Consider the following 20,999-nt stretch of genomic DNA (forward strand, 5'->3'; position numbering starts at 1 on the left):
ATTCGCTCCTGCCGTATTCCTATCGTTCACTCAACCGAAATCGAAGGAACTGCCAATACTTATCCGACGGCTCAGTGTCTAGTCCGTATGGTCGGTGCCGATCCCGTGACTGTCGGGGTATTGAGTCTTCATACGAGCAAGGAAACCAAGGCGATTCTCAACGCCGTCGAGGATCTCGGACACGATTCCGAGTGGCTTCGAGCGGAGAACACGTCGATCAGCGTCGCGGACGGCAGTCCCGTCCTCGAGCCCGACGTCGACGTGATCGCGAACCGAATGCTGCTCTCGAACACCGAACAGCCCGCGGAAGAGCTCGGACTCGCGAACACGTTCTCCCAGCTCGTGCCGACGCTCAACGAGCCAAGCGCAGTGTTGACGGCGATCCACAAGCTTTCGACGGCGTCCGCGCTGGCGGGGAACGACATCCGGACGCCCGACGTCACGCTCGCGCTCAGCGGCGACCGATTGCGGGCCGCACGGGATCGGTACGGTGAAGAAGCGGTGTACAAGACCGCGATCGGAACGCACGGGGGCGGGACCTGGAAAGTCGGCCCCGACGATCCGATCAACGCGAAGGTGGGCAACCGCTACGCCTTCCTGCAGGAACTCGTCGATCAGGAGGACGTCCGCCACCGCGACCTCCGCGTCTACGTCGTCGGCGGCGAGGTCGTCGCAGCGATGTACCGCTACGCGCCGGACAACGACTGGCGAACCAACGTCGCGCTCGGCGGCTCCGTCGAGGACGCGACCGACGACCTCCCCGAGGAAGCCGCCGAGATGGCCCGTCGCGCGGCCGACGTCGTCGGCCTCGACTACGCCGGCGTCGACCTCGTCGAGGGCGACGAGGGCTGGTTCGTCCTCGAAGTCAACCCGACGGCGGGGTTCAAGGGACTCTACGAGGCGACGCAGGTGAGCCCGGCACCGTACATCGCCAAACTGGCGATCGAACGCGCGGGCGGCGAGGTGGACGAGGACCGCGTCCGAGATACTTCCAACGTCCTCGACGACTCCCGACCGGCGGCCCAGCCCCCAGAGGCGATCACGAGCGATACGGAACCGGCCGTGATCGGCTACACCGAGGAGGTCGTCCTCTCCGGAACGAGCGGCTCGAAGTCGGTGCTCGCGAAGTCCGACACCGGCGCGACGCGGACGAGCATCGACACCAGCCTCGCCGCCGACATCGGTGCCGGGCCGATCAAGTCCATCACGCGCATCCGATCCGGCAGCAGCAAACAGTCGAAGAGCCGGCCGGTCGTCGACGTCGTCGTCGGCGTCGGCGGCAACCAGCACACCGTCACTGCCAGCGTCGAGGACCGGAGTCACATGGATTACCCCGTCTTGCTCGGCCGCGACATTCTGGGGAACTACCAGGTCGACGTGAGCCGCCGCATTGATAGCGACGCCAGTGATACGCCCGAAGAGGAGGAGTAATCGACCGGGCGATTCGGGGTAGCTCTCGAGACGGTGGTTCGTTACGTATCGCCATCGGTACCGGTTATTTTATTGACTCGTCTCGCGAACACCGACTCGCATGACGACGGTCCTCGCCTCCACGCTCTCCGAGACGCCAGTGATGAGATCCGATGGGGTGGAACTCGGCACGGTTCACACCATTACGATGAACGTCGAAACGGGTGAGCTCGAACGGTTGCTCGTCACGCCGACGACGGACGATCTCCGAGCGGTCGGCACGAACGACGACGGGAAAATCGTCGTCCCGGCCCGCTGTATGAGCGACCTCGACGATTACCTGGTCGTCGATCTGACGAAGCGCGACTCGGGGTGATTGGGACGGAGGCTGTGCTCCGCAACCTGGCCGCCTCCCGCATCGTTCCGTCCGACGTCCGCTTCGCTCGAGCTCGACGAGATCCGTGTATCGGTTTCGATTCAGCCGATCGGGAGCACGTCGTTCGGCGTTTTCGCACAGTCGACATCGCGTCGTATCGAGTCCGAGCCGGTATGGAGGGACACGTGGTTGCCACCGCATTTTCTGCTACCGGAAATTTAGTGTGCAAAACACGAAACAGAAGTTCTGATCGGAAGATCTATTATTCCCTGATCCTATTTTATAACCGTACGATACTGTAATGTCAGGAAGTAAATCGAATCACGACTGGTGGCCAAATCAGTTGAACCTGGAGATTCTCGACCAGAACGCTCGCGACGTCGGTCCGTTGGACGAGGACTTCGATTACGCCGAAGAGTTCCAGAAACTCGACCTCGAGGAGGTAAAGGCGGATCTCGAAGAGCTGATGACGACGTCCCACGACTGGTGGCCGGCCGACTACGGTCACTACGGGCCGCTTTTCATTCGAATGGCGTGGCACAGCGCCGGCACGTACCGCACCGCCGACGGTCGGGGCGGTGCGGCCGGCGGACGACAGCGCTTCGCGCCGATCAACAGCTGGCCCGACAACGCGAACCTCGACAAGGCGCGCCGGCTGCTCCTGCCGATCAAGCAGAAGTACGGCCGCAAGATCTCGTGGGCCGACCTGATGATTCTCGCGGGGAACGTCGCCATCGAGTCGATGGGGTTCAAGACGTTCGGCTTCGCCGGCGGCCGCGAGGACGCGTTCGAGCCCGACGAGTCAGTCTACTGGGGCCCCGAAGACGAGTGGGAAGCGAACGAGCGCTTCGACGAGCCCGGCGGAATCGAGGAGGGGCTCGGCGCGTCCGTAATGGGGCTCATCTACGTGAACCCGGAGGGGCCGGACGGAAACCCCGACCCGGAGCTGTCGGCCAAGAACATCCGCCAGACGTTCGACCGCATGGCGATGAACGACAAGGAGACGGCCGCGCTCATCGCCGGCGGACACACGTTCGGGAAAGTCCACGGCGCCGACGACCCCGAAGAGAACGTCGGCCCCGAACCGGAAGCGGCACCGATCGAGCAGCAGGGCTTCGGCTGGAAGAACGATCACGGCTCCGGCAAAGGCGGCGACACGATTACCAGCGGCATCGAGGGTCCCTGGACCCAATCGCCGACCGAGTGGGACATGGGCTACATCGACAACCTGCTCGAGTACGAGTGGGCGGCCCAGAAGGGGCCCGGCGGCGCCTGGCAGTGGATACCGCTCGACGAGGAACTGGAAGACTCCGCGCCGGACGCCCACGACCCCGACGAATCGGTCACGCCCATGATGCTCACGACGGACATCGCGCTGAAGCGCGATCCGGACTACCGTGAGATCATGGAGGAGTTCCAGGAGAACCCGATGTCGTTCGGGATGAACTTCGCGAAGGCCTGGTACAAGCTGACCCACCGCGACATGGGCCCGCCCGAGCGGTTCCTCGGACCGGAGGTTCCCGACGAGGAGATGCTGTGGCAGGATCCCCTCCCCGACGCGGACTACGACCTGATCGGGGACGAGGAGATCGCCGAGCTCAAAACGGAGATCCTCGCTTCGGACCTGTCCGTCCCCCAGCTTGTCAAGACCGCCTGGGCGTCGGCGTCGACGTACCGCGACAGCGACAAGCGCGGCGGCGCGAACGGCGCCCGCATCCGTCTCGAGCCCCAGCGGAGCTGGGAAGTAAACGAGCCCTCCGAACTCGAGACCGTGCTCGAGACCCTCGAGGGAATCCAGGAGGAATTCAACGGTTCCCGATCCGACGACGTCCAGGTCTCGCTCGCCGACCTCATCGTGCTGGGCGGTTCCGCGGCCGTCGAGCAGGCGGCAGCCGACGCCGGCTACGACGTGGACGTTCCGTTCGAACCGGGACGGACGGACGCCTCCGAGGAACAGACCGACGTCGAATCGTTCGAGGCGCTCAAACCGAAAGTCGACGGGTTCCGGAACTACATCGAGAGCGGGCTCGACCAGCCGGCCGAGGAGTTGCTGGTGGACGAGGCCGATCTCCTGGACCTGACGGCGACCGAGATGACGGTGCTGGTCGGCGGCATGCGCGCGCTGGACGCGAACTACCAGGGTTCAGACCTCGGCGTCTTCACCGACCGGCCGGGGACGCTGACCAACGACTTCTTCGTCAACCTCCTCGACATGGACACGGAGTGGGAGCCGGCCTCCGACGCCGAGAACGTGTACGAAGGACGCGATCGTGACACGGGCGAACTCGAATGGGAGGGGACACGCATCGACCTCATCTTCGGTTCGAACTCCCGCCTTCGAGCCATCGCGGAGTTCTACGGCTCCGACGACGCCGAAGAGGACTTCGTGCGTGACTTCGTGGACGCGTGGAGCAAGGTAATGCAGCTCGACCGATTCGACCTCGAGTAATCGAGTGTGCGTACCGACGCGGATCGCACAGCAGTCACTGATCGCTTTCGCCGGCCGATCCCCGCCCGATCGGAACGGTTCCCGGGCGATTACTCGCTTCTGATCACGACTTCGTCGTCCGTGATCTCCATTATCTGCGAGGACTCGACCGGATAGTCATCGTCGCCGTGGCCACCCCAGTCCATGCGCGCTTTGAGTCGGTCCGTCAGCCCCGGCTCCGGATCGACGTACGCCGTCTGGCCCTCGACTTCGGCGATCATGCCGATCTGCTGGCCCGACTCGTCGACGACGTCTTTCCCCTGATCGTGGTGCGAGAGCTCGACCCTCGACGCGTCCGCCATCTCGTCGGACGTTCCCATGCCGGACTCGGTGCTCGCCATCGACTCGTCACCCGTCGCTCCGGTTTCCATCTCGCCTATTTCCATGGTTTCGTACTCCTCCGCGTCGATGATTTCGCCCTCGATCATCTCGCTGCGGACCACCTCCGACTCGACCAGTTCGGACTCCTCGAGGACGTATCGCATTTCCAGCCGTTCGTCGAGCTCCTCTTCGACCGTCCGCCGCTCGATGAGTTCGCTCTCGACGGCGTCGCCTTCGGTGCGCTGGCTCTGGATGACTTCCCGCTCGAGCACCTCGTCGGTGGTCACGTCCGATCGGACGACGTCGCTCTCGAGGATCGATCGCTGGACGCTCTCGAGTTCGATGTCCGTCTGGACGACGTCGCTTTCCATCTCCTGGTCTTGCTCGATGTCTACGTCTACGACGCGGCTCTCGACGATGTAGCGTTCGATCTCTTCGATCGTGTCGAGGCGGGTTTCGTCGACGGTCACCTCGATCATATCGTCGGAGATGAATTCCGTCTCGACGACCTCGCGGGACAGGAGCTCGGAATCGACGATCTCGCGTTCGACCAGGTCCGTGTCGACTACCTCGCTCTCGATCGTGTCCCGCTCGACGACCTCGGTCTCGACGACCTGCGTCTCGACGATTTCGGTCGTCACCGTCTCGCCCTGACGGAGTTGTTGCTCCATTTCGTCCCGACCGAGGTCGGCCCGTTCGAACGCGTGCTCGCGCTCGACGATCTCGAAGAAGCCCATTTCATCGCCGGCGGGTTCCTCCTCGTGATAGACGAAGACGAGGTCGTCGTCTTCGAACCGCTGCTCGAACTCGTCCCAGGTGTACTCCTCGTGGTGCTCGCCCATCTCGTCGCGGCGAGCGAAGGAGTGACCGTGGTCCTCGCTGTCTTGGACTCTGACCGGAACGGCGTCGCGAGAATCGGCCCACTCTCGGATTCGCTCGGGATCGGTAGTCATCCGTCGCTGATCGGGCGCGTCCGCGTCGTTCGAGGGTGTATCGTTTGCCATCTCGCCAGGTATTGGGACCGAGCCGTACTTCAGTCGATAGGGTCATTCCGTCGGAACAGTGTCTCATTTCTCGGGACCCCTCTGTCGGCCGGCACGGGCCGGCCCGTAATCCGTTGTTTCCCTCTCGGGTGGTGACTGTTTCACGGATCGAGTAGCCTGTAGTCGACTGTTACCACAGAAAGTAGTTCAGCGAGTCGGTCAATAGCCGGTCACTCTGCACCGCCGCGCCACGAGCGGCGACGATCGACGGCGGTTGTGGTCACTCCGACTCGTACTCGGCCCAGATGTACCGCGTCGCGACGCTCCGATAGGGTCGCCAGGGTTCGGCGATCTCGCGCATCTCCGCGCGAGTCAGTTCGTCGCCGTCCGCGTACAGTTGCTCGATACCGCGACGAACGGCGAGGTCGCCGAGGGGAAGCACGTCCGGTCGCTCGAGGACGAACATGAGGTACATGCGGGCGGTCCACGCGCCGATCCCCTTGATGTCGGTGAGGAGATCGACGACCTCGTCGTCGGAGTACGAGGCCAGTCCGCTCTTCGTGTAATCGTTCTCCCGAAACGCGTCCGCGGCGTTCCGGATGTACTCGACCTTGCTTCGGGAGAGCCCCGCATCTCGGAGCGCCGCCTCGTCCGCGGCGAGGACGGAGGCCGGCGTCACGTCGCCCTCGAGGACGTCGAAGACGCGCTCTCGGACGGCAGCCGCGCTCGCCGTCGACAACTGCTGGTTGATGATCGTAATGCAGAGTCGCTCGTACTCGTTCCAGTCGCGTTCGGCGTAGGGATCGTGTCGGTCGACGAGACCCGCCATAACGGGATCCTCTCGGAGAACGGAGTGTGCCTCTTCTCTCATGTAAAGGGGTGGATACGGGAGTAGGGGGCCGAGAACGCATATGCGTCTCGGTAGCGGCACCCGGTCGGACCGGGACCGCTCACTCGAGGTGGTGGTAGTCGAGTTCGTATCCTTCCTCGAGCGCCTCGCGAACGGCCGGACTGGGTTCGGCGACGCCGCGCCGGCTGATCGAGAGCCCGCTCGTGCCGGCCGCGTGGACGAGGTTGACTCGCCAGTCGGACTCGGTCTCGGGGTAGTCCGTCCGGTAGTGAGCGCCGCGGGATTCGGTACGCTCGAGGGCCGCCCGGAGCATCGCCTCGGCGACGGTGAGGCTCGCCGAGAGGTCCACGGCGTACTCGAGGGGCTTCGAGGTGAGCCCGCCCTCCACGCGGAGGTCGGCCGTTCGGCCCCGAAGCTGCTCGAGCGCTGCGAGCCCCTCCCGGAGTCCCGCCTCGTCGCGGAGGATACCGGCGTGGTCCCACAGCAGGTCGCCGAGGTCCTCGAGGAGTTCCGTCGGCGTGACGGCCCCGTCAGATGTGGCGAGTTCGCCGAGGGACCGAAACTCCCGTTCGGCTAGCGCACGCTGACTGTCGGTAACCGTGGGATCCTCGTCGCCGGCGGTCACCGCATCCGCGACGTGGTCGCCGACGAGTTTCCCGATCGCGACGGTTTCGGCCAGCGAGTTCCCGCCGAGGCGGTTCGCGCCGTGGACGCCTGCAACCGTCTCACCGACTCCGTAGAGCCCATCGACGCCGGTTTCGCCCGTTCGGAAGTCGATATCGACACCGCCCATCGTGTAGTGGGCCGTCGGCGCGACTACCATCGGTTCCTCGGTGATGTCGACTCCGAGGGACTCGAAGCGTTCGACCATCGACGGCAACCGCTCGCGGACGTACTCGGCATCCCGATGGGAAACGTCGAGATAGACGCCGCCATCGTCGGTGCCTCGACCCTCGCGGACTTCCTGCGCGATGGCTCGCGCGACGACGTCGCGCGCGTCGAGTTCCATCTGGTCGGGCGAGTACCGCTCCATGAACCGCTCACCCTCCGAATTGTAGAGCCGACCGCCCTCGCCGCGGACCGCCTCGGTGACCAGCCGGCCGTCCCACTCCTCGCCGTAGCGTTCGCCGACCATCCCCGTCGGGTGGAACTGGACGAACTCGAGGTCCAGCAAGCGCGCACCGGCCTCGAGCGCCAGCGCCTGTCCGTCACCGTTGTTCTCGTCGTCCCGCGAGGAGTGGCGGTGATAGAGCGCGGAGAACCCGCCCGCCGCGAGCACGACGTGGTTCGTCCGGAACAGCAGGCCCTCGCCGGTCTCCATGTCGAAGCCGACGGCCCCGTCGACGCGCTCGCCGTCGGCGAGCAGCCGGGTGATCATCACGTTCTCGCGGTAGGGGATCTCGAGGTCGCGAGCGCGACCGATCAGTGTCTCGAGCATGGCCTCGCCGGTCCGGTCGCCGACGAAACAGGTGCGGCGGTAGGACTGCGCGCCGAAGTACCGCTGGTTGATGTCGCCCTCGGCCGTTCGATCGAAGGACATCCCCCACTCGACGAGTTCGCGGATGCGATCGGGCATCTCCCGTGCGGTCAGCTCGACGGCGACGGGGTCGTTCAGCTGGTGCCCCTCGTTGAGGGTGTCCGCCGCGTGGATCGTCCAGTCGTCCTCGGGATCGAGCGAGCCGAGCGCGGCGTTGACGCCGCCGGCCGCCCACGTCGTGTGCGCGTCGCCGTGGTCGCGCTTGCCGATCACGAGCGGTTCGACGCCCGATTCGGCGAGTGCGATGGCCACGCGAGCGCCCGCCGCACCCGCCCCGACGACGAGCACGGGCGTCGTCACCACCTCGTACTCGAGTTCGTCGTCCGACGCGGGATCGCCCTCGGTCTCGATGCGGTTCTCGACGCCGGCGGTTGCTCGCGGGTGACTCGGCGCTCGGTGGTCGTCAGTTGCCGTTTCTCGGTTGTCGGACGGTGTTTTTGTCATCGAGTGGATATTAGCGACGAGCGCGTTTAGGTGTCGTCCCGAACGATGCAGAATGCGCGCTACAAGGGCTGAAATCGCCCTATAACGCAATATTTGGGGGAGGAGGGGAGTCAGAAAGACGTACTTCTACTGTCAGAATCAACTCAGTCTTCACGGCGCTCTGACTGTCACCACTAACGCGTCCGATCAGTCGATTCACACCCGCCGAGAGTCGTCCGTCGCCGTGATCCAGCGACGCTCCGATTCGTCGACGATCGATACCGGAATTCCACTCACACGGCGGCTCGATGCAGCCCGAGAGTTACAATTCGTCGGTGCCTTCCTCGAGTTCCCCGGGCGTCTCCGGTTCGATGTTCGCGAGACGCATGGCGTTGCCCGTCACGCCGAGACTCATCCCCATGTCGCCGACGACGACTGCGTGAATGATCGTCACGTAACCGAACGGCGTGCCGATCGCGAGGATCGCCTTGACCGCCAAGCTCGCCCAGATGTTCTGTCGAATGACGCCGTTCGCCGTGTTCGAGAGCCGATAGAGGTACGGCAGTCGCGTCAAGTCGTCGCCCATCAGCGCGACGTCGGCCGTCTCGAGCGCCGTATCGGTTCCCGCCGCGCCCATGGCGATCCCGACGCTGGCGGTCGCGAGGGCAGGGGCGTCGTTGATCCCGTCGCCGATCATGGCGACGTGACCGCCGTTGTCGTCCTCGTCGCCCTCTCCTTCGAGTCGCTTGATCCACTCGAGTTTCTCGTCGGGGAGCAACTCGGCGTGGTACTCGTCGATTCCGACCTGTTCGGCGATCGCGCGGGCGGTCCCCTCGTTGTCGCCGGTGAGCATCACGACGCGGACGCCCGCGTCCTGGAGGCTGGAGACTGCCCACTTCGCTTCGGGGCGGACGCGATCCGCGACGCCGATGACGCCAAGCGGACCGTCCTCGGTGCCGACGACCACGACGGTCTTCCCCTCGGCCTCGAGCGTCGGGATGACTTCGCTCAGTACGTCGAGACACCCGTCGCGTTCGCAGTCGGGCCGGGAGTCGGTGTCCGCCGATTCGAGGACCGTCCCGCCGTCGGTCGTTGCGTGGACGTGCTCGAGGTCCGCCAGCCCCTCGAAGAGGGCGGGTTTCCCGACGTAGTGGGTCTCGCCGTCGATATCGGCGCGGACGCCCTTGCCGGTGAGCGCATCGAACCCCGAGACGTCGGCGTCGTCCGCGTCGAGCCCCCGTTCCGCTGCGTAGCCGACGATCGCTCGGCCGATCGGGTGTTCGCTCCGGCGCTCGGCCGCGCTCGCTCGTCGGAGGACGTCGTCCTCGTCGGCCCCCTCGAGCGGAACGACGTCGGTCACCGACAGATCGCCTGTCGTGAGGGTCCCGGTCTTGTCGACCGCGAGCGTGTCGCTCTCGGCGACCGCCTCGAGATGACGACCGCCCTTGATGAGGACGCCGTTGCGCGCGGCGCTGGTGATGCCCGAGACGACGCTGACCGGGGTCGAGATGACGAACGCGCAGGGACAGGCGATGACCAGCAGGGTCAGCCCGCGCAGGAACCACGTGTTCCAGGACGCGTCGACCAGTAGCGGCGGGCCGGCGGCGACCGCGATCGCGAGTACGACGACGATCGGCGTGTAGACGCTCGCGAACCGGTCGACGAACTGCTCGCGTTTGGTCTGCTCGCGCTCGGCGTCCTCGACGAGTCGAACGATCCGATCGATCGTCGAGTCGCCGGCCTCGCTCTCGACCGTAATCTCGAGATAGCCGGACTCCGCGATCGTCCCGGCGAAGACTTCGTCACCCTCGGTCTTGTCCGCGGGCACGCTCTCGCCCGTGATCGGCGACTGATCGACCGCGCTCTCCCCGTCGACGACGGTACCGTCGGCGGGGATCTTCTCACCCGGCCGAACGACGACGCGGTCGCCGATCGCGAGCTCCTCGGCCGGGATCGTCTCCTCCGAGCCGTCGGCTCGCTTGACCGTGGCCGTGTCCGGCGAGAGGTCCATCAGCTCTCGCAGGGAATCGCGCGCCCGGTCCATCGAGAACCGCTCGAGCAGCTCGGCGATGCTGAAGAGGACGGCGAGCATCGCCCCTTCGAAGGGGTGGTGGGCCGCGACCGCGGCGACGATGCCGACGCTCATCAGGAAGTCGATGTCGAGGCTCCGATTGCGCGCGGAGTAGTAGCCGTTCCGGAAGATCGGCGCGCCGGCGACGGCTGCAGTGGCGATGAACAGCAAAGCCGCGAGGTCGTAGCTCCGACCGAAGACCGAAAACAGGGTCGGATCGAGAGCGGGAACGACGAACTCGAGCGCCATCCCGAGGACGACGACGACGGCACCAGCGCCCGTGACGACTGCGCGCCGACTTTGCCAGACCGACTCGTCGGCGTCCATCGGATCGCCCCCGTCGCTAATCGGTGTCGCGTCGTAGCCCGCCGACCCGATCGCGTCGACGACCGTCTCGGGATCGGTAGCAGCATCGACCGTCACCGTCACGCGCCCCGACGTGGGACGGGTCTCGATCTCGGTAACGCCGTCGACGCCCTCGAGCGCGTTCTCGACCTTGCTCGCACACGAGGCACAGTCCATGTCGGGGACGGACACCGACAGCTCGGTCCCCGCCGACTCGATCGCGTACCCCGCCGCACGGACCCGATCGCGAACCGCGTCCTCGCTCGTCCGCGTCGGGTCGTACTCGACGACGAGCCGGCCGCTCGTCACTCGCGGGTCGAGGTCGTCGATCCCCTCGAGACGCTCGACGCTCTTTGTCACCTTCCCGGCACAGGAGGGGCAGTCCATGTCGGGTATCCGGAGCTCGAGAGTCCGACTCGAGCTCTCGGGATCCGTCTCCGAATCCGGCGGCGTCGGTGGGTGAGAGTCGCTCATTACTTGCCTCTACACACTCGTCACCTATACCGGTTATTTGGCGTGCGCCAACTCGATTCCGCTCGTGCGACGGGGTCGGTCGGGACCCCGTCAGTGACCCGCCGCGAGCGTCTCGAGCGAGTCGTCTTCCGTCACGAACGTCGTCGCGAGGCTCGCTTCGGCCCGTCGGAGGCGGTACGAGAGCGTCGATCGCGGCACGTTGAGTTCGTCCGCGAGCTCCGAGAGATCGATCCGTCGGGGCGTCTCGTAATACCCGTGTTCGACGGCTGCTCGTAATGCATCCCGTTGTTCGGGCGGAAGCGAATCCTCCGACTCGGGGCGGTTCCGGTCAGGATCGAGATCGGTCAGCCGCAGCATCTCCATGCCCGCACACTCGCCGACTTCGTCGCCGAGCGCGTCGAAGAAGTCGTGGATCGGCGCGTCGCTCCCGAGGACGATCCGCCACCGGTACCGCCGGCCCTCCCGGTAGGTCTCGAACAGTAGCCCCTCGCCGAGGTACTCGAGCGCGAGGTGAGGAACCGACGTACAGACGTCGGTGCGGTCCCAGTAGGTGTAGACGACGAGCTCGTCGCTCGAGCGATCGAGGACCTGCGTCTCGCAGTCGGCGCCGCAGTCGTCTCGAACCAGACAGTCCGCACAGTAGGAGGGCTCCCGATAGGCCGCCTCGAGGGCTTCGACTCCCTCCGCGGAGCCGGTCGCGTGATCCACGCGCCAGAGACTCTCCGACGTCACGTGACACGACAGCGACCGAACCGTCGTGTCCGGGTGGGCCTCGAGCGCGTCCGCGACCGGATTCGTTCCGGGGTCGTACTCGAGGGCGAAGACGAACTCTCTCATAGTGAGTACATGGGGCCGACGTGACAAATGGTTTCCCGCTCGCCCGACTCGCTACCAAACACGACTCAACCAATGTACATTACCATTAGATATAATACTGTGACCGAACGAAATCAAAACGGAGGCCGCGTCTCCAGAGGTGGGGGCAGTGGAGGAACGAACGCCCCGGGTGATGGCACACCCGAGACTGGCTTCCAAACCCGCGAGTGTTCAGGAAGCATGACGCAATACATTCCATCGGGACATAAACGTCCCACACGACAGTCGAATCGCCCGAAACAGCCATCCTCGGTACCGATTTCCCGATCGAGACGGCTCGTGGACCGTGGTCGCAATGGGGCGTGATCGATCGGCGTCCGAAGTCGAGTCCTCGAACCCCGTATGCCCGCGCTGTGGCGATCCCGTCACGTTCGTCACCGCCGTCGGACCCCAGACCGGCACCGCCAGTCCCTGCGGCTGTTCGGTCCCGCCCGGGCTGATCGAGTGCGAGAACGACTAGTTTCGGGGCTCTGTATCGAGCCCGGCGGTTGGTCGGGACCACCACCATCCCTCGAGTCGCTCGTCGATCGGACTGCCGAAGCTGGTCCCGAGTGTTCGGTATCGTAATCACGTAGCGAAAATGGCCGGGAGCGGGCTCCGAGCAACGCGAGGAGCGCGCGACTCGGGGGAGGGCAGGCACTCACCCGATACCCACCGCGAGCGAGTGAAACGAGCGAGCGGGCCGACGACCGACGTGGAGTGACGCGAAGCGTCACGGAACGGAAGGAGGAGTGCTTTTAATCGAAATTTTGCCGAGGGCCGCCGAAGGCGGCCCGCAGAGCAAAATTTCGTTCGTTAGTCGTCCAGCAGTTCCCGCGCGATGACGTTCTTCTGGATCTCGGTGGTCCCCTCGTAGATCTGGGTGATCTTCGAGTCGCGGTAGAAGCGCTCGACGGGGAAGTCGTTGACGTAGCCGGCACCGCCGTGGATCTGGACGGCCTCGTTGGAGACTTCGACGGCGACGCGGGAGGCGTACTCCTTGGCCATCGATGCGAGTTTGGTGATGTCGTTGCCCTGATCGACGTTCCAGGCGGCCTTGTAGGTCAGGTTGCGCGCGGCCTCGGTTTCGGTGGCCATCTCCGCGAGCTTGTGCTGGATGGCCTGGAACTCCGAGATGGACTGGCCGAACTGCTCGCGGTCCTCGGCGTACTCGAGGGCGGCCTCGAGGGCGCCCTTGGCGATGCCCAGTCCCTGTGCGGCGACGCCGGTACGGGTGGCGTCGAAGAACTGCATCTGCTGGAGGAACGCGGCGTCGCGGTCGCCGATGAGGTTCTCCTCGGGGACGCGGACGTCGTCGAAGATGAGTTCGGCGGTGTCGGAGGCGCGGATGCCGAGTTTGCCCGTGATCTTGTCCGCGCTGAAACCGTCGCGGTCGGATTCGATGACGATCTGGCTGAAGCCGTCGTAGCGGCTCTCGGCGTCGGGGTCGGTCTTACAGAGCGCGACGAAGAAGTCACCGACGCTGCCGTTGGTGATCCACATCTTGTTGCCGTTGATCACCCACTCGTCGCCGTCCTTCTCGGCACGTGTCGAGACGGAGGAGACGTCCGAACCGGTGTCGGGCTCGGAGATCGCCGCGCCGGAGATCTTCTCGCCTTTCGCGACGGGCTCGAGGAAGCGTTCCTTCTGGTCTTCGGTCCCGAATTCGCGGATGGCCTCGGTCCCGAACGAACAGGCCATGATCGAGAGCGCGATGCCGGGATCGACCGAGAACAGTTCCTCGGCGATGATGACCGACTCGAGCGTCGAGTAGCCGGCACCGCCGTACTCGATGGGGATCGAGGAACCGACCAGCCCCATCTCGGCGGCCTTGTCGACGACTTCGTGGGGGAACTTCTCTTCGGTGTCGTACTCTTCGGCGTGGGGCTCGATCTCGTTCTCCGCGAATCGGCGGACCTCTTCGCGAATCTGCTGTTGTTCTTCGTTGAGTCCGAATTCCATGAATAGTCGTTATTATCCGAACGATAAAGACCTTTGTAACCAGTAGTAAACAGAAGTATAGTTTCTATTCGGTGAGAGGGAAACGTTGAAACGGGTCCGAATTGGATATTTGACCATGGACCTTGAGGATATCAACACCATCGCAGTTCTGGGTGCGGGAAACATGGGTCACGGTATCGCGGAGGTCGCCGCGATGGCGGGCTACGACGTGAACATGCGCGACATCAAAGACGAGTTCGTTCAGAACGGCTACGACCAGATCGAGTGGTCGCTGAACAAGCTCGCCGAAAACGACCAGCTCACGCAGGAGGAGGCCGACGCCGCCCTCGACCGCGTGACCCCGCTGGTCGACATGGAAGAAGCGGTCAGCGACGCTGACTTCGTCATCGAGGCGGTCCCCGAGCAGATGGAGATCAAGGAGGACGTCTACACCGAACTCGAGGACGCCGCGCCGGATCGCGCCATCTTCGCGACAAACACCTCGAGCCTCTCGATTACGGATCTCGCGGAGTTCACCGAGCGTCCCGAACAGTTCTGTGGGATGCACTTCTTCAACCCGCCGGTTCGGATGCCCCTCGTCGAAGTGATTTCGGGTGCCGAAAGCGCCGACGAAACGCTCGACGTCACCGAGGAACTCGCCGAGGACCTCGACAAGGCACCGGTCAGAGTCCACAAGGACTCGCCCGGCTTCATCGTGAACCGGATCCTCGTGCCGCTGATGAACGAGGCGTCCTGGCTCGTCAGCAACGACGAGTCGACCGTCGCCGAGGTCGACTCGACGACCAAGTACGGCATGGGCCTGCCGATGGGCAGCTTCGAACTCGGCGATCAGGTCGGCAACGACGTCAGCTACCACGTCCTCGAGTACATGAACGAGGTGCTGGGCGAGGCCTACGAACCGGCCCCGCTGCTGGTGGAGAAAGTCGAGAACGAGGAGCTCGGAAAGAAGACGGGCAAGGGCTTCTACGACTACGAAAACGGCGAGGGCGTGCAGATCCCGTCCGATCAGCAGTCCGAATTCGTCGAGGAGCGACTCCTCGCGACGATGGCCAACGAGGCCGCCAAGCTGATCGGCGGCGACGTCGCCCCGCCGGAGTCGATCGACGAGGCCGTCCAGCTCGGGGCCGGCTTCCCCGACGGCCCGGTCAAGCTCGTCGACGAATACGGTCTCACGACCCTCCACGAGACGCTCGAGGAGGCCTACGAAGAGACCGGACACGAGCGGTACGCGCCCGCGGAGTACCTCGCGGAGCGAGCCGCGGAAGGCGGGTTCTACGATGCCGACGAGGACTCGGACGAGCTCGAGTTCGAGACGATCCGCGTCGAGTACCCCGGCGACATGGTCGGCCACATCGTCATCGACCGGCCCCACCGGATGAACACGATCAGCGACGACCTGCTCGAGGAGCTGTCGGCGGCGATCGAGCGATTGGAAGCGGACGACGACGTTCGCGCGCTCCTCGTCACCGGCGAGGGCGAGAAAGCGTTCTCCGCGGGTGCGGACGTCCAGAGCATGGCCGGCAACGGTGCCGACCCGCTCGAGGGACAGGAACTCTCGCGGCTGGGTCAGTCGACGTTCGGCGAGCTCGAGGCCTGTGACATGCCTGTCGTCGCGGGAATCGACGGATTCTGTCTCGGCGGCGGGATGGAGCTAGCGACCTGTGCCGACCTGCGCGTCGCGAGCGACCGCTCGGAGTTCGGCCAGCCCGAGATCGATCTCGGACTGATCCCCGGCTGGGGCGGCACGCAGCGTCTCAAACACATCGTCGGCGAGGGCCGCGCGAAGGAGATCATCCTCACCGCAGAGCGCTTCGACGCCGAGACGATGGAAGACTACGGCTTCGTCAACGAACTCGTCGACAACGACGAGCTCGAGGACCGCGCGCTCGAGCTGGCGACCGACCTCGCCGGCGGCCCGCCGATCGCTCAGAAGTTCACCAAACGAGCGATGCTCGCCGGTCGCGACGATACCGATGCCGGGCTCGAGTACGAGGCCTCGGCGTTCGGCCACCTGATGGCAACGGACGACCTGATGGAGGGTATTACGGCCTTCATGGGGGACGGCGAGCCGGAGTTCGAAGGGAAGTGACTCCCGCGACTATCGACGCTGCGAGGTAAGGGCAGGTTCGGTCGACGTATCGCGTCTCGATCCGATCCGATCGTTCCGACTCTACCGTCTTTCTTGCGGACCGCTCTCATGATCGTCGCGGAGCCGTACCGATAGACTGACACTCCTCCTCGCCGAATAGGATAAATCACTGAATAGTAGCGTGTATTTGAGGGAGATATAATTATGAAAACTTACATTTGGTCGCGAGATTTATCACAGAGAGGTACCATTGGTGACGCGTGGCTGTAATCGATGAAGAGAACGGAGGGGTTACCCAATGAGTGACGGGCCCGAGGTGCTCGTCGTCGACGACGAAGCTCGTCTCGCGGATCTGTTCGCCGCGTGGCTGCAGGGCGAGTGGGCCGTCGAGACGGCGTACGACGGGGAGGAAGCGCTCGAGAAGATGGCCGACTCCGTCGAGGTCGTCCTGCTGGACCGGCGGATGCCGGGACTCTCCGGTGACGAGGTCCTCGAGCAGATCCGCGATCGGGGATACGATTCCCGCGTCGTCATGGTGACGGCGGTGGATCCGGACTTCGACATCATCGAAATGGGCTTCGACGACTACCTCGTCAAGCCGGTCTCGAAGGACGAACTCGTCGATATGGTCGACGACGTCGCCGGCCGCTCGGATTACGAGTCCGACATTCAGGAATATTACGCGCTCGTCTCGAAGAAAGCGCTGCTCGAGTCCGAGAAAGCAGACCGCGAACTCGCCGACAACGAGGAGTATCAGGACCTCTGTGACCGCGTCGACACGCTCGCGGATCGAGTCGACGAGACGGTGTCCGGTATGTCTTCCCACGACGATTTCGTCGGTGCGTTCCAGGACCTGCAGTCCGAAAACTAGCCCGTGGTTTCGAACTCGAATCGAGCCCCTCCCCCGTCGCTTTCCGTCGCGATGACCGACCATCCGTGTCCGGCAGCGACCTCTCTGGCGATCCAGAGGCCGATGCCGAGCCCCTCCGTCGACGACGACACGGACGGATCGAAGATCCGTTCCCGGAGTTCGTCGGGCAGCCCCTCGCCGTCGTCTTCGATGTAGAATCCACGCTCGCGTTCGTCTCCCTGACCGCTCTCGAGTAGACCGACGCGAACGGTTTCGGTCGTTTCGCCGTGTTCGATACTGTTGCGGAAACAGTTCTCGAGGAGTCGCAACAGTCGCGACCGATCGGCCTCGAGCGTCATCGTGGCCGGTACCGACAGCGTCACCCCCTCGGTCGAAACGTGATCCCACGCCTCGCGGGCGATCGACTCGAGGTCGACGGGGTCGGTGTCCGTCGCCCACTCGCCCTCGCGCGCGATCGCGAGGACGTCCTCGATGATCGACTCCATCCGGTCGAGTCCGTCGTGGATCTTGTCGGCGTACTCGGAATCGCCCGTGTCCTCGAGCAGTTCGAGGTAGCCCTGGGCGACGCCGAGGGGATTGCGGAGGTCGTGACTGACGATCCGCGCGAAGGCGTCGAGTCGCTCGTTGCGTTCCCGGAGTTTTCGTTCGCTTCGCTTCCGCTCGGTTACGTCGCGGAGCACGCCGACCGAACCGAGGAAGTCACCGCCGGGAACGAGGACGGCGATCTGTGCTTCGCAGGGGATCGTCTCTGCGGCTTTCGTTTCGAGGTCGAGTTCGAGCGTATCGGTGTTGGCCCCGGTATCGAGCAGCGATCGAATGATTTCCTCGCCGGCCGCGACGTCGTCGGGATCGAACAGGATCGACGCGTGTTCGCCCAGTAGTCCCTCGCGGCTGTAGCCGGTCATCTCGACGAGCGCATCGTTGACCGTCATGAAATGGCCCGCGTCGTCGAGGACGTACATGCCGTCACCCGCCGTTTCGACGAGTCGCTCGTAGCGATGGAGGGTCCGCTCTTGCTGTTGGAGTCGACCGCGGACGGCGATCGTCTCGAGGACGTGCGACGCGGCTGCAACGCTCGAACGGATCGCGGCCCGTTCGTGGGTGGAAATCGGCTCGGTCGCGTAGACGACGGTGACGCCGTAAAGCTCGCCGTTCGCGGCGAGCGGTGCGACGGCGACCGACCGCACCCCGTGATCGTATGCGCGGTCGCCGAACGGGACCGCGTCGCGACTGTCGTCGTCGCACTGTCGGTACTCGAGGTTGCGGGTCCGCACCACTCGCTCGAGCAGCGGGTGGTCGCCGGGTCCGATGCTGAACGTTCGTTGCAGCGGCCACTCCATGGCGTCAGGGTCGGAGAGCCACGGGATGATCGCGCGTTCGCCGCGATCGTACTCGCCCACCCAGGCGAAGGTGAACCGGTCGCCCTCGGTCAACTCCTCGCGCAGCACTCGTTCGACGGTGAGCGTCGACGTGGCGTCGACCAGTCGGCACCGAACGCGACTGACGAGCGCCTCGAGGTCGTCGGGAAGATCAGGAATCGACGACGGGGTCCCGCCGGCCGTGTCGGAATCGCCCGCGGTGGCATCGGGGCTGATGTCCGCCCGTCTCTCGGCACCGGCTCTGACGTCGATGCGGTCGGTGATCGTGTTCGCCAGCCGGGTTGCCGACGTCGTGTCGTCCGCCCGGTCGATGATGTCGCCCAGTACGGCACCGTCGTCGGCGGTTTCGTCCCAGTGGACGAACGTCGGCGTGCCGGGAGCCTGGGAGTCGACGGCGTCGACGAGCGCCGGCACGTTCGCGACGGTTCCCGCGTCGATGACGACCGCGTCGATCAGCTCCCGCTCGAGCCGGTCGATCGCCTCGGCGGATCGCTGGGCGATGACGACGTCGACGGGTGCGTCGGTGAGCGACAGCGTGATCGATGCTCGCGTCGAGCGGTTGCTGCTCACGCAGAGCACGCGTGGCCGGCTCATGACGACTGTAGTCTGACTGCGTGCATCTCCATCACGACGGTACCAGTCCTGTCAACATAGATGACGGTGGGGGGAGATTGTTCTTTCGACTACGTCGTCTCGGCGGGCAGTTCGGACTGGACCGGGTGGTGACGTCGACGGCAATTCAGCGCGACGAAGCCGGAGGAAAAACCGTGCTAGCGCCGGGTTCGCGTGGCCACTCAGGGAGCCTGTCCGTAGATGAGGTTGCGCTGGATCTCGTTCGCTCCCTCGTAGATGACCGGGATTCGGGCGTCGCGGTAGACGCGAGCGATTCGGCGCTCGTCCAGGATCGAGCGCCCGCCGTGGAACTGCATGCCCTGCTCCGCGACGTCGACGGCCGTCTCCGTCGCTTTGGTCTTCGCCATCGCGGCCCAGTAGCCGGCGTTGTCCTGGGTTTCGACTTTCTCGCGGGCGCGCCAGACGAGCGTTCGGGCACTTTCGAACTCGACGAGCATGTCCGCGAGGCCGTGCTGGACGGCCTGGAAGTCGCTGATCGTCCGCCCGAACTCCTCGCGGTCGTGCGTGAACTCCCAGGCTTCTTCGATGGCGGCCGCGGCGATCCCCAGTCCGTGGCCGGCGACGGCGACACGGCCGTGATTGAAGAAGTCCGCGAGCAGCATGAAGCCGTCCCCCTCCGAGCCGATCAGGTTCTCCTCGGGGATCCGGCAGTCGTCGAACTCGATGTGTGCCTGCTTCGAGGCGCGCATCGCCATCTTTTCAGGGATGTGTTCGGCGTCGTAGCCGTCGGTATCGGTCGGGACGATGAACATCGAGTGATTCCCGTAGCGGTTGTCATCGTCGTCGCCCGTGCGAGCGTAGAGCGTTATCCAGTCGGCCTCGACGCCGTTGCCGATCCAGTACTTCTCGCCGTTGATGACGTACTCGTCGCCGTCCTTCTCGGCCGTGGTCTGCATCCCCGCGAGGTCGCTCCCCGTGTCCGGTTCCGACACCGCGAGTCCCGACCGCTGCTTACCCTCCGCCACGGGTCGGATATACTCCTCACACTGCTCGTCGGTGCCGTGTTCGTACGTGATCTCGCAGCCGAAACTCGCCAGCTGGAGCGTCAGCGCGATCCCCGCGTCGGCCCGGTAGAACTCTTCCGTCATCGCGAGCAACTGCGCGAGATCGAGCCCCCGGCCGCCCCACTCTTCCGGGATGTCCTGCGCCACGAGGTTAGCGTCCCGACCCGCCTCGAGGATCTCCTCCGGATACTCGCCCGACTGGAAGTACTCCTGAGCGTTCGGTTGGATGTGTTCGCGTGCGAACTCGCGGGCCTCGGCTTTGACGTCGCGTGCGTGCTCCGGGACGATGCTGTCGTCGAGTAGTTCCATACCGTTTACACGGTCGCATGGTGGAAATACCCGGCGTCGAATATTGCAATCCCCGACTGCACACCGCAGTCGCCCTTCTTCCGCGACTGGAGACCGTCAGCCGATGATATTCACGAGGTCGTCCGTCGAGGCGGCCGTCTCCGCGTGTCGCTCGAGCAGCCGGATGTCCCAGACGAGATCGGCCAGCAGGTGCGCGTAGAGGACGACGCCGGTCACGATCGCGAGCGGGACGTTGATGAGTGCGAGCAACGGGACCGTAATGCCGCCGATCACCACGTGGCTCAGCAGTCGCGAGAGGACGCCGACGTCGCCGGGTTCGAAGATCGTCGACTGGTCGGCGACCGCCGCACGCGGGTTCGACAGGCAGAAGCGAACGGCGTCCCAGGAGCCGGTCTTGAATCGGGCGATGAGGAAGTGATCGAGATCGATGAAGACGCCGACGGCGGTACCGTATGCGACGATGATCACGGCCGGAACGGGAACACCGAAGAGGGAGATCGGGGGAAGCAGGACGGCCAGTATCGCGGCGATGACAACCGACACGACTGCGTGGTGTTTCGAGTAAATCGGGACTCACCTGGCGAAGACGCCCACGCGAGGTCACTAAATCGTCCCGCAG

15 protein-coding genes are annotated in these 20,999 nt (G+C 64.8%); 6 read left to right on the forward strand and 9 right to left on the reverse strand.

Features of this window, described 5'->3' with window-relative positions; translation table 11 throughout:
• The first annotated feature begins 87 nt into the window (after positions 1 to 87).
• The 3 genes from LDB05_RS01600 (at position 88) to katG (ending at position 4,235) form a co-directional block, all read left to right on the forward strand.
• Entirely contained in the window at positions 88 to 1,431 is a 1,344-nt protein-coding gene (locus tag LDB05_RS01600; protein ID WP_226006182.1) for a RimK family alpha-L-glutamate ligase, read from the forward strand.
• A gap of 100 nt (positions 1,432 to 1,531) precedes the next feature.
• A complete protein-coding gene (locus LDB05_RS01605) occupies positions 1,532 to 1,786 on the forward strand; it encodes a PRC-barrel domain-containing protein (protein WP_226006183.1) in 255 nt (84 codons plus the stop codon).
• Between the two features lie 301 nt (positions 1,787 to 2,087).
• The gene (gene katG / locus LDB05_RS01610) at positions 2,088 to 4,235 is read left to right on the forward strand and encodes a catalase/peroxidase HPI (protein WP_226006184.1); all 2,148 of its coding nucleotides are present in this window, start codon (positions 2,088 to 2,090) and stop codon (positions 4,233 to 4,235) included.
• An 89-nt stretch (positions 4,236 to 4,324) separates the two neighbouring features.
• Here katG and LDB05_RS01615 read toward each other — a convergent pair whose 3' ends face one another.
• The 5 genes from LDB05_RS01615 to LDB05_RS01635 form a co-directional block, all read right to left on the reverse strand.
• Positions 4,325 to 5,599, reverse strand: coding sequence for a hypothetical protein (locus LDB05_RS01615; RefSeq protein WP_226006185.1), 1,275 nt, complete (start codon positions 5,597 to 5,599; stop codon positions 4,325 to 4,327).
• Between the two features lie 259 nt (positions 5,600 to 5,858).
• Entirely contained in the window at positions 5,859 to 6,449 is a 591-nt protein-coding gene (locus tag LDB05_RS01620; RefSeq protein WP_226006186.1) for a DNA-3-methyladenine glycosylase family protein, read from the reverse strand.
• 79 nt (positions 6,450 to 6,528) lie between these two features.
• A complete protein-coding gene (locus LDB05_RS01625) occupies positions 6,529 to 8,409 on the reverse strand; it encodes an L-aspartate oxidase (RefSeq protein WP_226006187.1) in 1,881 nt (626 codons plus the stop codon).
• A 301-nt stretch (positions 8,410 to 8,710) separates the two neighbouring features.
• A complete protein-coding gene (locus LDB05_RS01630; protein ID WP_226006188.1) occupies positions 8,711 to 11,278 on the reverse strand; it encodes a heavy metal translocating P-type ATPase in 2,568 nt (855 codons plus the stop codon).
• A 90-nt stretch (positions 11,279 to 11,368) separates the two neighbouring features.
• The gene (locus LDB05_RS01635) at positions 11,369 to 12,115 is read right to left on the reverse strand and encodes a helix-turn-helix domain-containing protein (protein WP_226006189.1); all 747 of its coding nucleotides are present in this window, start codon (positions 12,113 to 12,115) and stop codon (positions 11,369 to 11,371) included.
• A 334-nt stretch (positions 12,116 to 12,449) separates the two neighbouring features.
• Between LDB05_RS01635 and LDB05_RS01640 the strand changes: the two genes are divergently transcribed.
• The gene (locus LDB05_RS01640) at positions 12,450 to 12,614 is read left to right on the forward strand and encodes a hypothetical protein (protein WP_226006190.1); all 165 of its coding nucleotides are present in this window, start codon (positions 12,450 to 12,452) and stop codon (positions 12,612 to 12,614) included.
• Positions 12,615 to 12,949: 335 nt separating this feature from the next.
• Here the strand turns inward: LDB05_RS01640 and LDB05_RS01645 are convergent, their stop codons facing one another.
• Positions 12,950 to 14,095, reverse strand: a complete 1,146-nt coding sequence (locus tag LDB05_RS01645; protein ID WP_226006191.1) for an acyl-CoA dehydrogenase family protein — start codon at positions 14,093 to 14,095, stop codon at positions 12,950 to 12,952.
• Positions 14,096 to 14,210: 115 nt separating this feature from the next.
• Here LDB05_RS01645 and LDB05_RS01650 point away from each other — a divergent pair, with 115 nt between their 5' ends.
• Both LDB05_RS01650 and LDB05_RS01655 read left to right on the forward strand, forming a co-directional pair.
• Positions 14,211 to 16,184, forward strand: a complete 1,974-nt coding sequence (locus LDB05_RS01650) for a 3-hydroxyacyl-CoA dehydrogenase/enoyl-CoA hydratase family protein (RefSeq protein ID WP_226006192.1) — start codon at positions 14,211 to 14,213, stop codon at positions 16,182 to 16,184.
• A gap of 298 nt (positions 16,185 to 16,482) precedes the next feature.
• Positions 16,483 to 17,055 (forward strand): HalX domain-containing protein, encoded by a 573-nt coding sequence (locus LDB05_RS01655; protein WP_226006193.1) that lies wholly within the window; start codon positions 16,483 to 16,485, stop codon positions 17,053 to 17,055.
• On the opposite strand, the gene LDB05_RS01660 is transcribed toward LDB05_RS01655, so the two are convergent.
• From LDB05_RS01660 to LDB05_RS01670, 3 genes are all read right to left on the reverse strand, one after another.
• Complete coding sequence (locus LDB05_RS01660; protein WP_226006194.1) at positions 17,052 to 19,028, reverse strand: sensor histidine kinase; 1,977 nt, start codon at positions 19,026 to 19,028, stop codon at positions 17,052 to 17,054. The genes LDB05_RS01655 and LDB05_RS01660 overlap by 4 nt on opposite strands.
• A 200-nt stretch (positions 19,029 to 19,228) precedes the next feature.
• Positions 19,229 to 20,380 carry an acyl-CoA dehydrogenase family protein gene (locus LDB05_RS01665; protein WP_226006195.1) on the reverse strand — a complete coding sequence of 384 codons (1,152 nt, stop codon included), beginning with the start codon at positions 20,378 to 20,380 and terminating at the stop codon, positions 19,229 to 19,231.
• Positions 20,381 to 20,476: 96 nt separating this feature from the next.
• Positions 20,477 to 20,923, reverse strand: a complete 447-nt coding sequence (locus LDB05_RS01670) for a hypothetical protein (protein WP_425498587.1) — start codon at positions 20,921 to 20,923, stop codon at positions 20,477 to 20,479.
• Positions 20,924 to 20,999 lie beyond the last annotated feature (76 nt).

It is taken from the genome of Natrinema salinisoli (assembly GCF_020405205.1).
Lineage (GTDB): Archaea > Halobacteriota > Halobacteria > Halobacteriales > Natrialbaceae > Natrinema > Natrinema salinisoli.

What these genes read in the sequence shown, in the direction of transcription:
- LDB05_RS01600 (WP_226006182.1), top strand. Translation starts at nt 88, where the DNA reads ATGGTCGGTGCCGATCCCGTGACTGTCGGGGTATTGAGTCTTCATACG.
- LDB05_RS01605 (WP_226006183.1), top strand. Translation starts at nt 1,532, where the DNA reads ATGACGACGGTCCTCGCCTCCACGCTCTCCGAGACGCCAGTGATGAGA.
- katG (WP_226006184.1), top strand. Translation starts at nt 2,088, where the DNA reads ATGTCAGGAAGTAAATCGAATCACGACTGGTGGCCAAATCAGTTGAAC.
- LDB05_RS01615 (WP_226006185.1), bottom strand. Translation starts at nt 5,599, where the DNA reads ATGGCAAACGATACACCCTCGAACGACGCGGACGCGCCCGATCAGCGA.
- LDB05_RS01620 (WP_226006186.1), bottom strand. Translation starts at nt 6,449, where the DNA reads ATGAGAGAAGAGGCACACTCCGTTCTCCGAGAGGATCCCGTTATGGCG.
- LDB05_RS01625 (WP_226006187.1), bottom strand. Translation starts at nt 8,409, where the DNA reads ATGACAAAAACACCGTCCGACAACCGAGAAACGGCAACTGACGACCAC.
- LDB05_RS01630 (WP_226006188.1), bottom strand. Translation starts at nt 11,278, where the DNA reads ATGAGCGACTCTCACCCACCGACGCCGCCGGATTCGGAGACGGATCCC.
- LDB05_RS01635 (WP_226006189.1), bottom strand. Translation starts at nt 12,115, where the DNA reads ATGAGAGAGTTCGTCTTCGCCCTCGAGTACGACCCCGGAACGAATCCG.
- LDB05_RS01640 (WP_226006190.1), top strand. Translation starts at nt 12,450, where the DNA reads ATGGGGCGTGATCGATCGGCGTCCGAAGTCGAGTCCTCGAACCCCGTA.
- LDB05_RS01645 (WP_226006191.1), bottom strand. Translation starts at nt 14,095, where the DNA reads ATGGAATTCGGACTCAACGAAGAACAACAGCAGATTCGCGAAGAGGTC.
- LDB05_RS01650 (WP_226006192.1), top strand. Translation starts at nt 14,211, where the DNA reads ATGGACCTTGAGGATATCAACACCATCGCAGTTCTGGGTGCGGGAAAC.
- LDB05_RS01655 (WP_226006193.1), top strand. Translation starts at nt 16,483, where the DNA reads ATGAGTGACGGGCCCGAGGTGCTCGTCGTCGACGACGAAGCTCGTCTC.
- LDB05_RS01660 (WP_226006194.1), bottom strand. Translation starts at nt 19,028, where the DNA reads ATGAGCCGGCCACGCGTGCTCTGCGTGAGCAGCAACCGCTCGACGCGA.
- LDB05_RS01665 (WP_226006195.1), bottom strand. Translation starts at nt 20,380, where the DNA reads ATGGAACTACTCGACGACAGCATCGTCCCGGAGCACGCACGCGACGTC.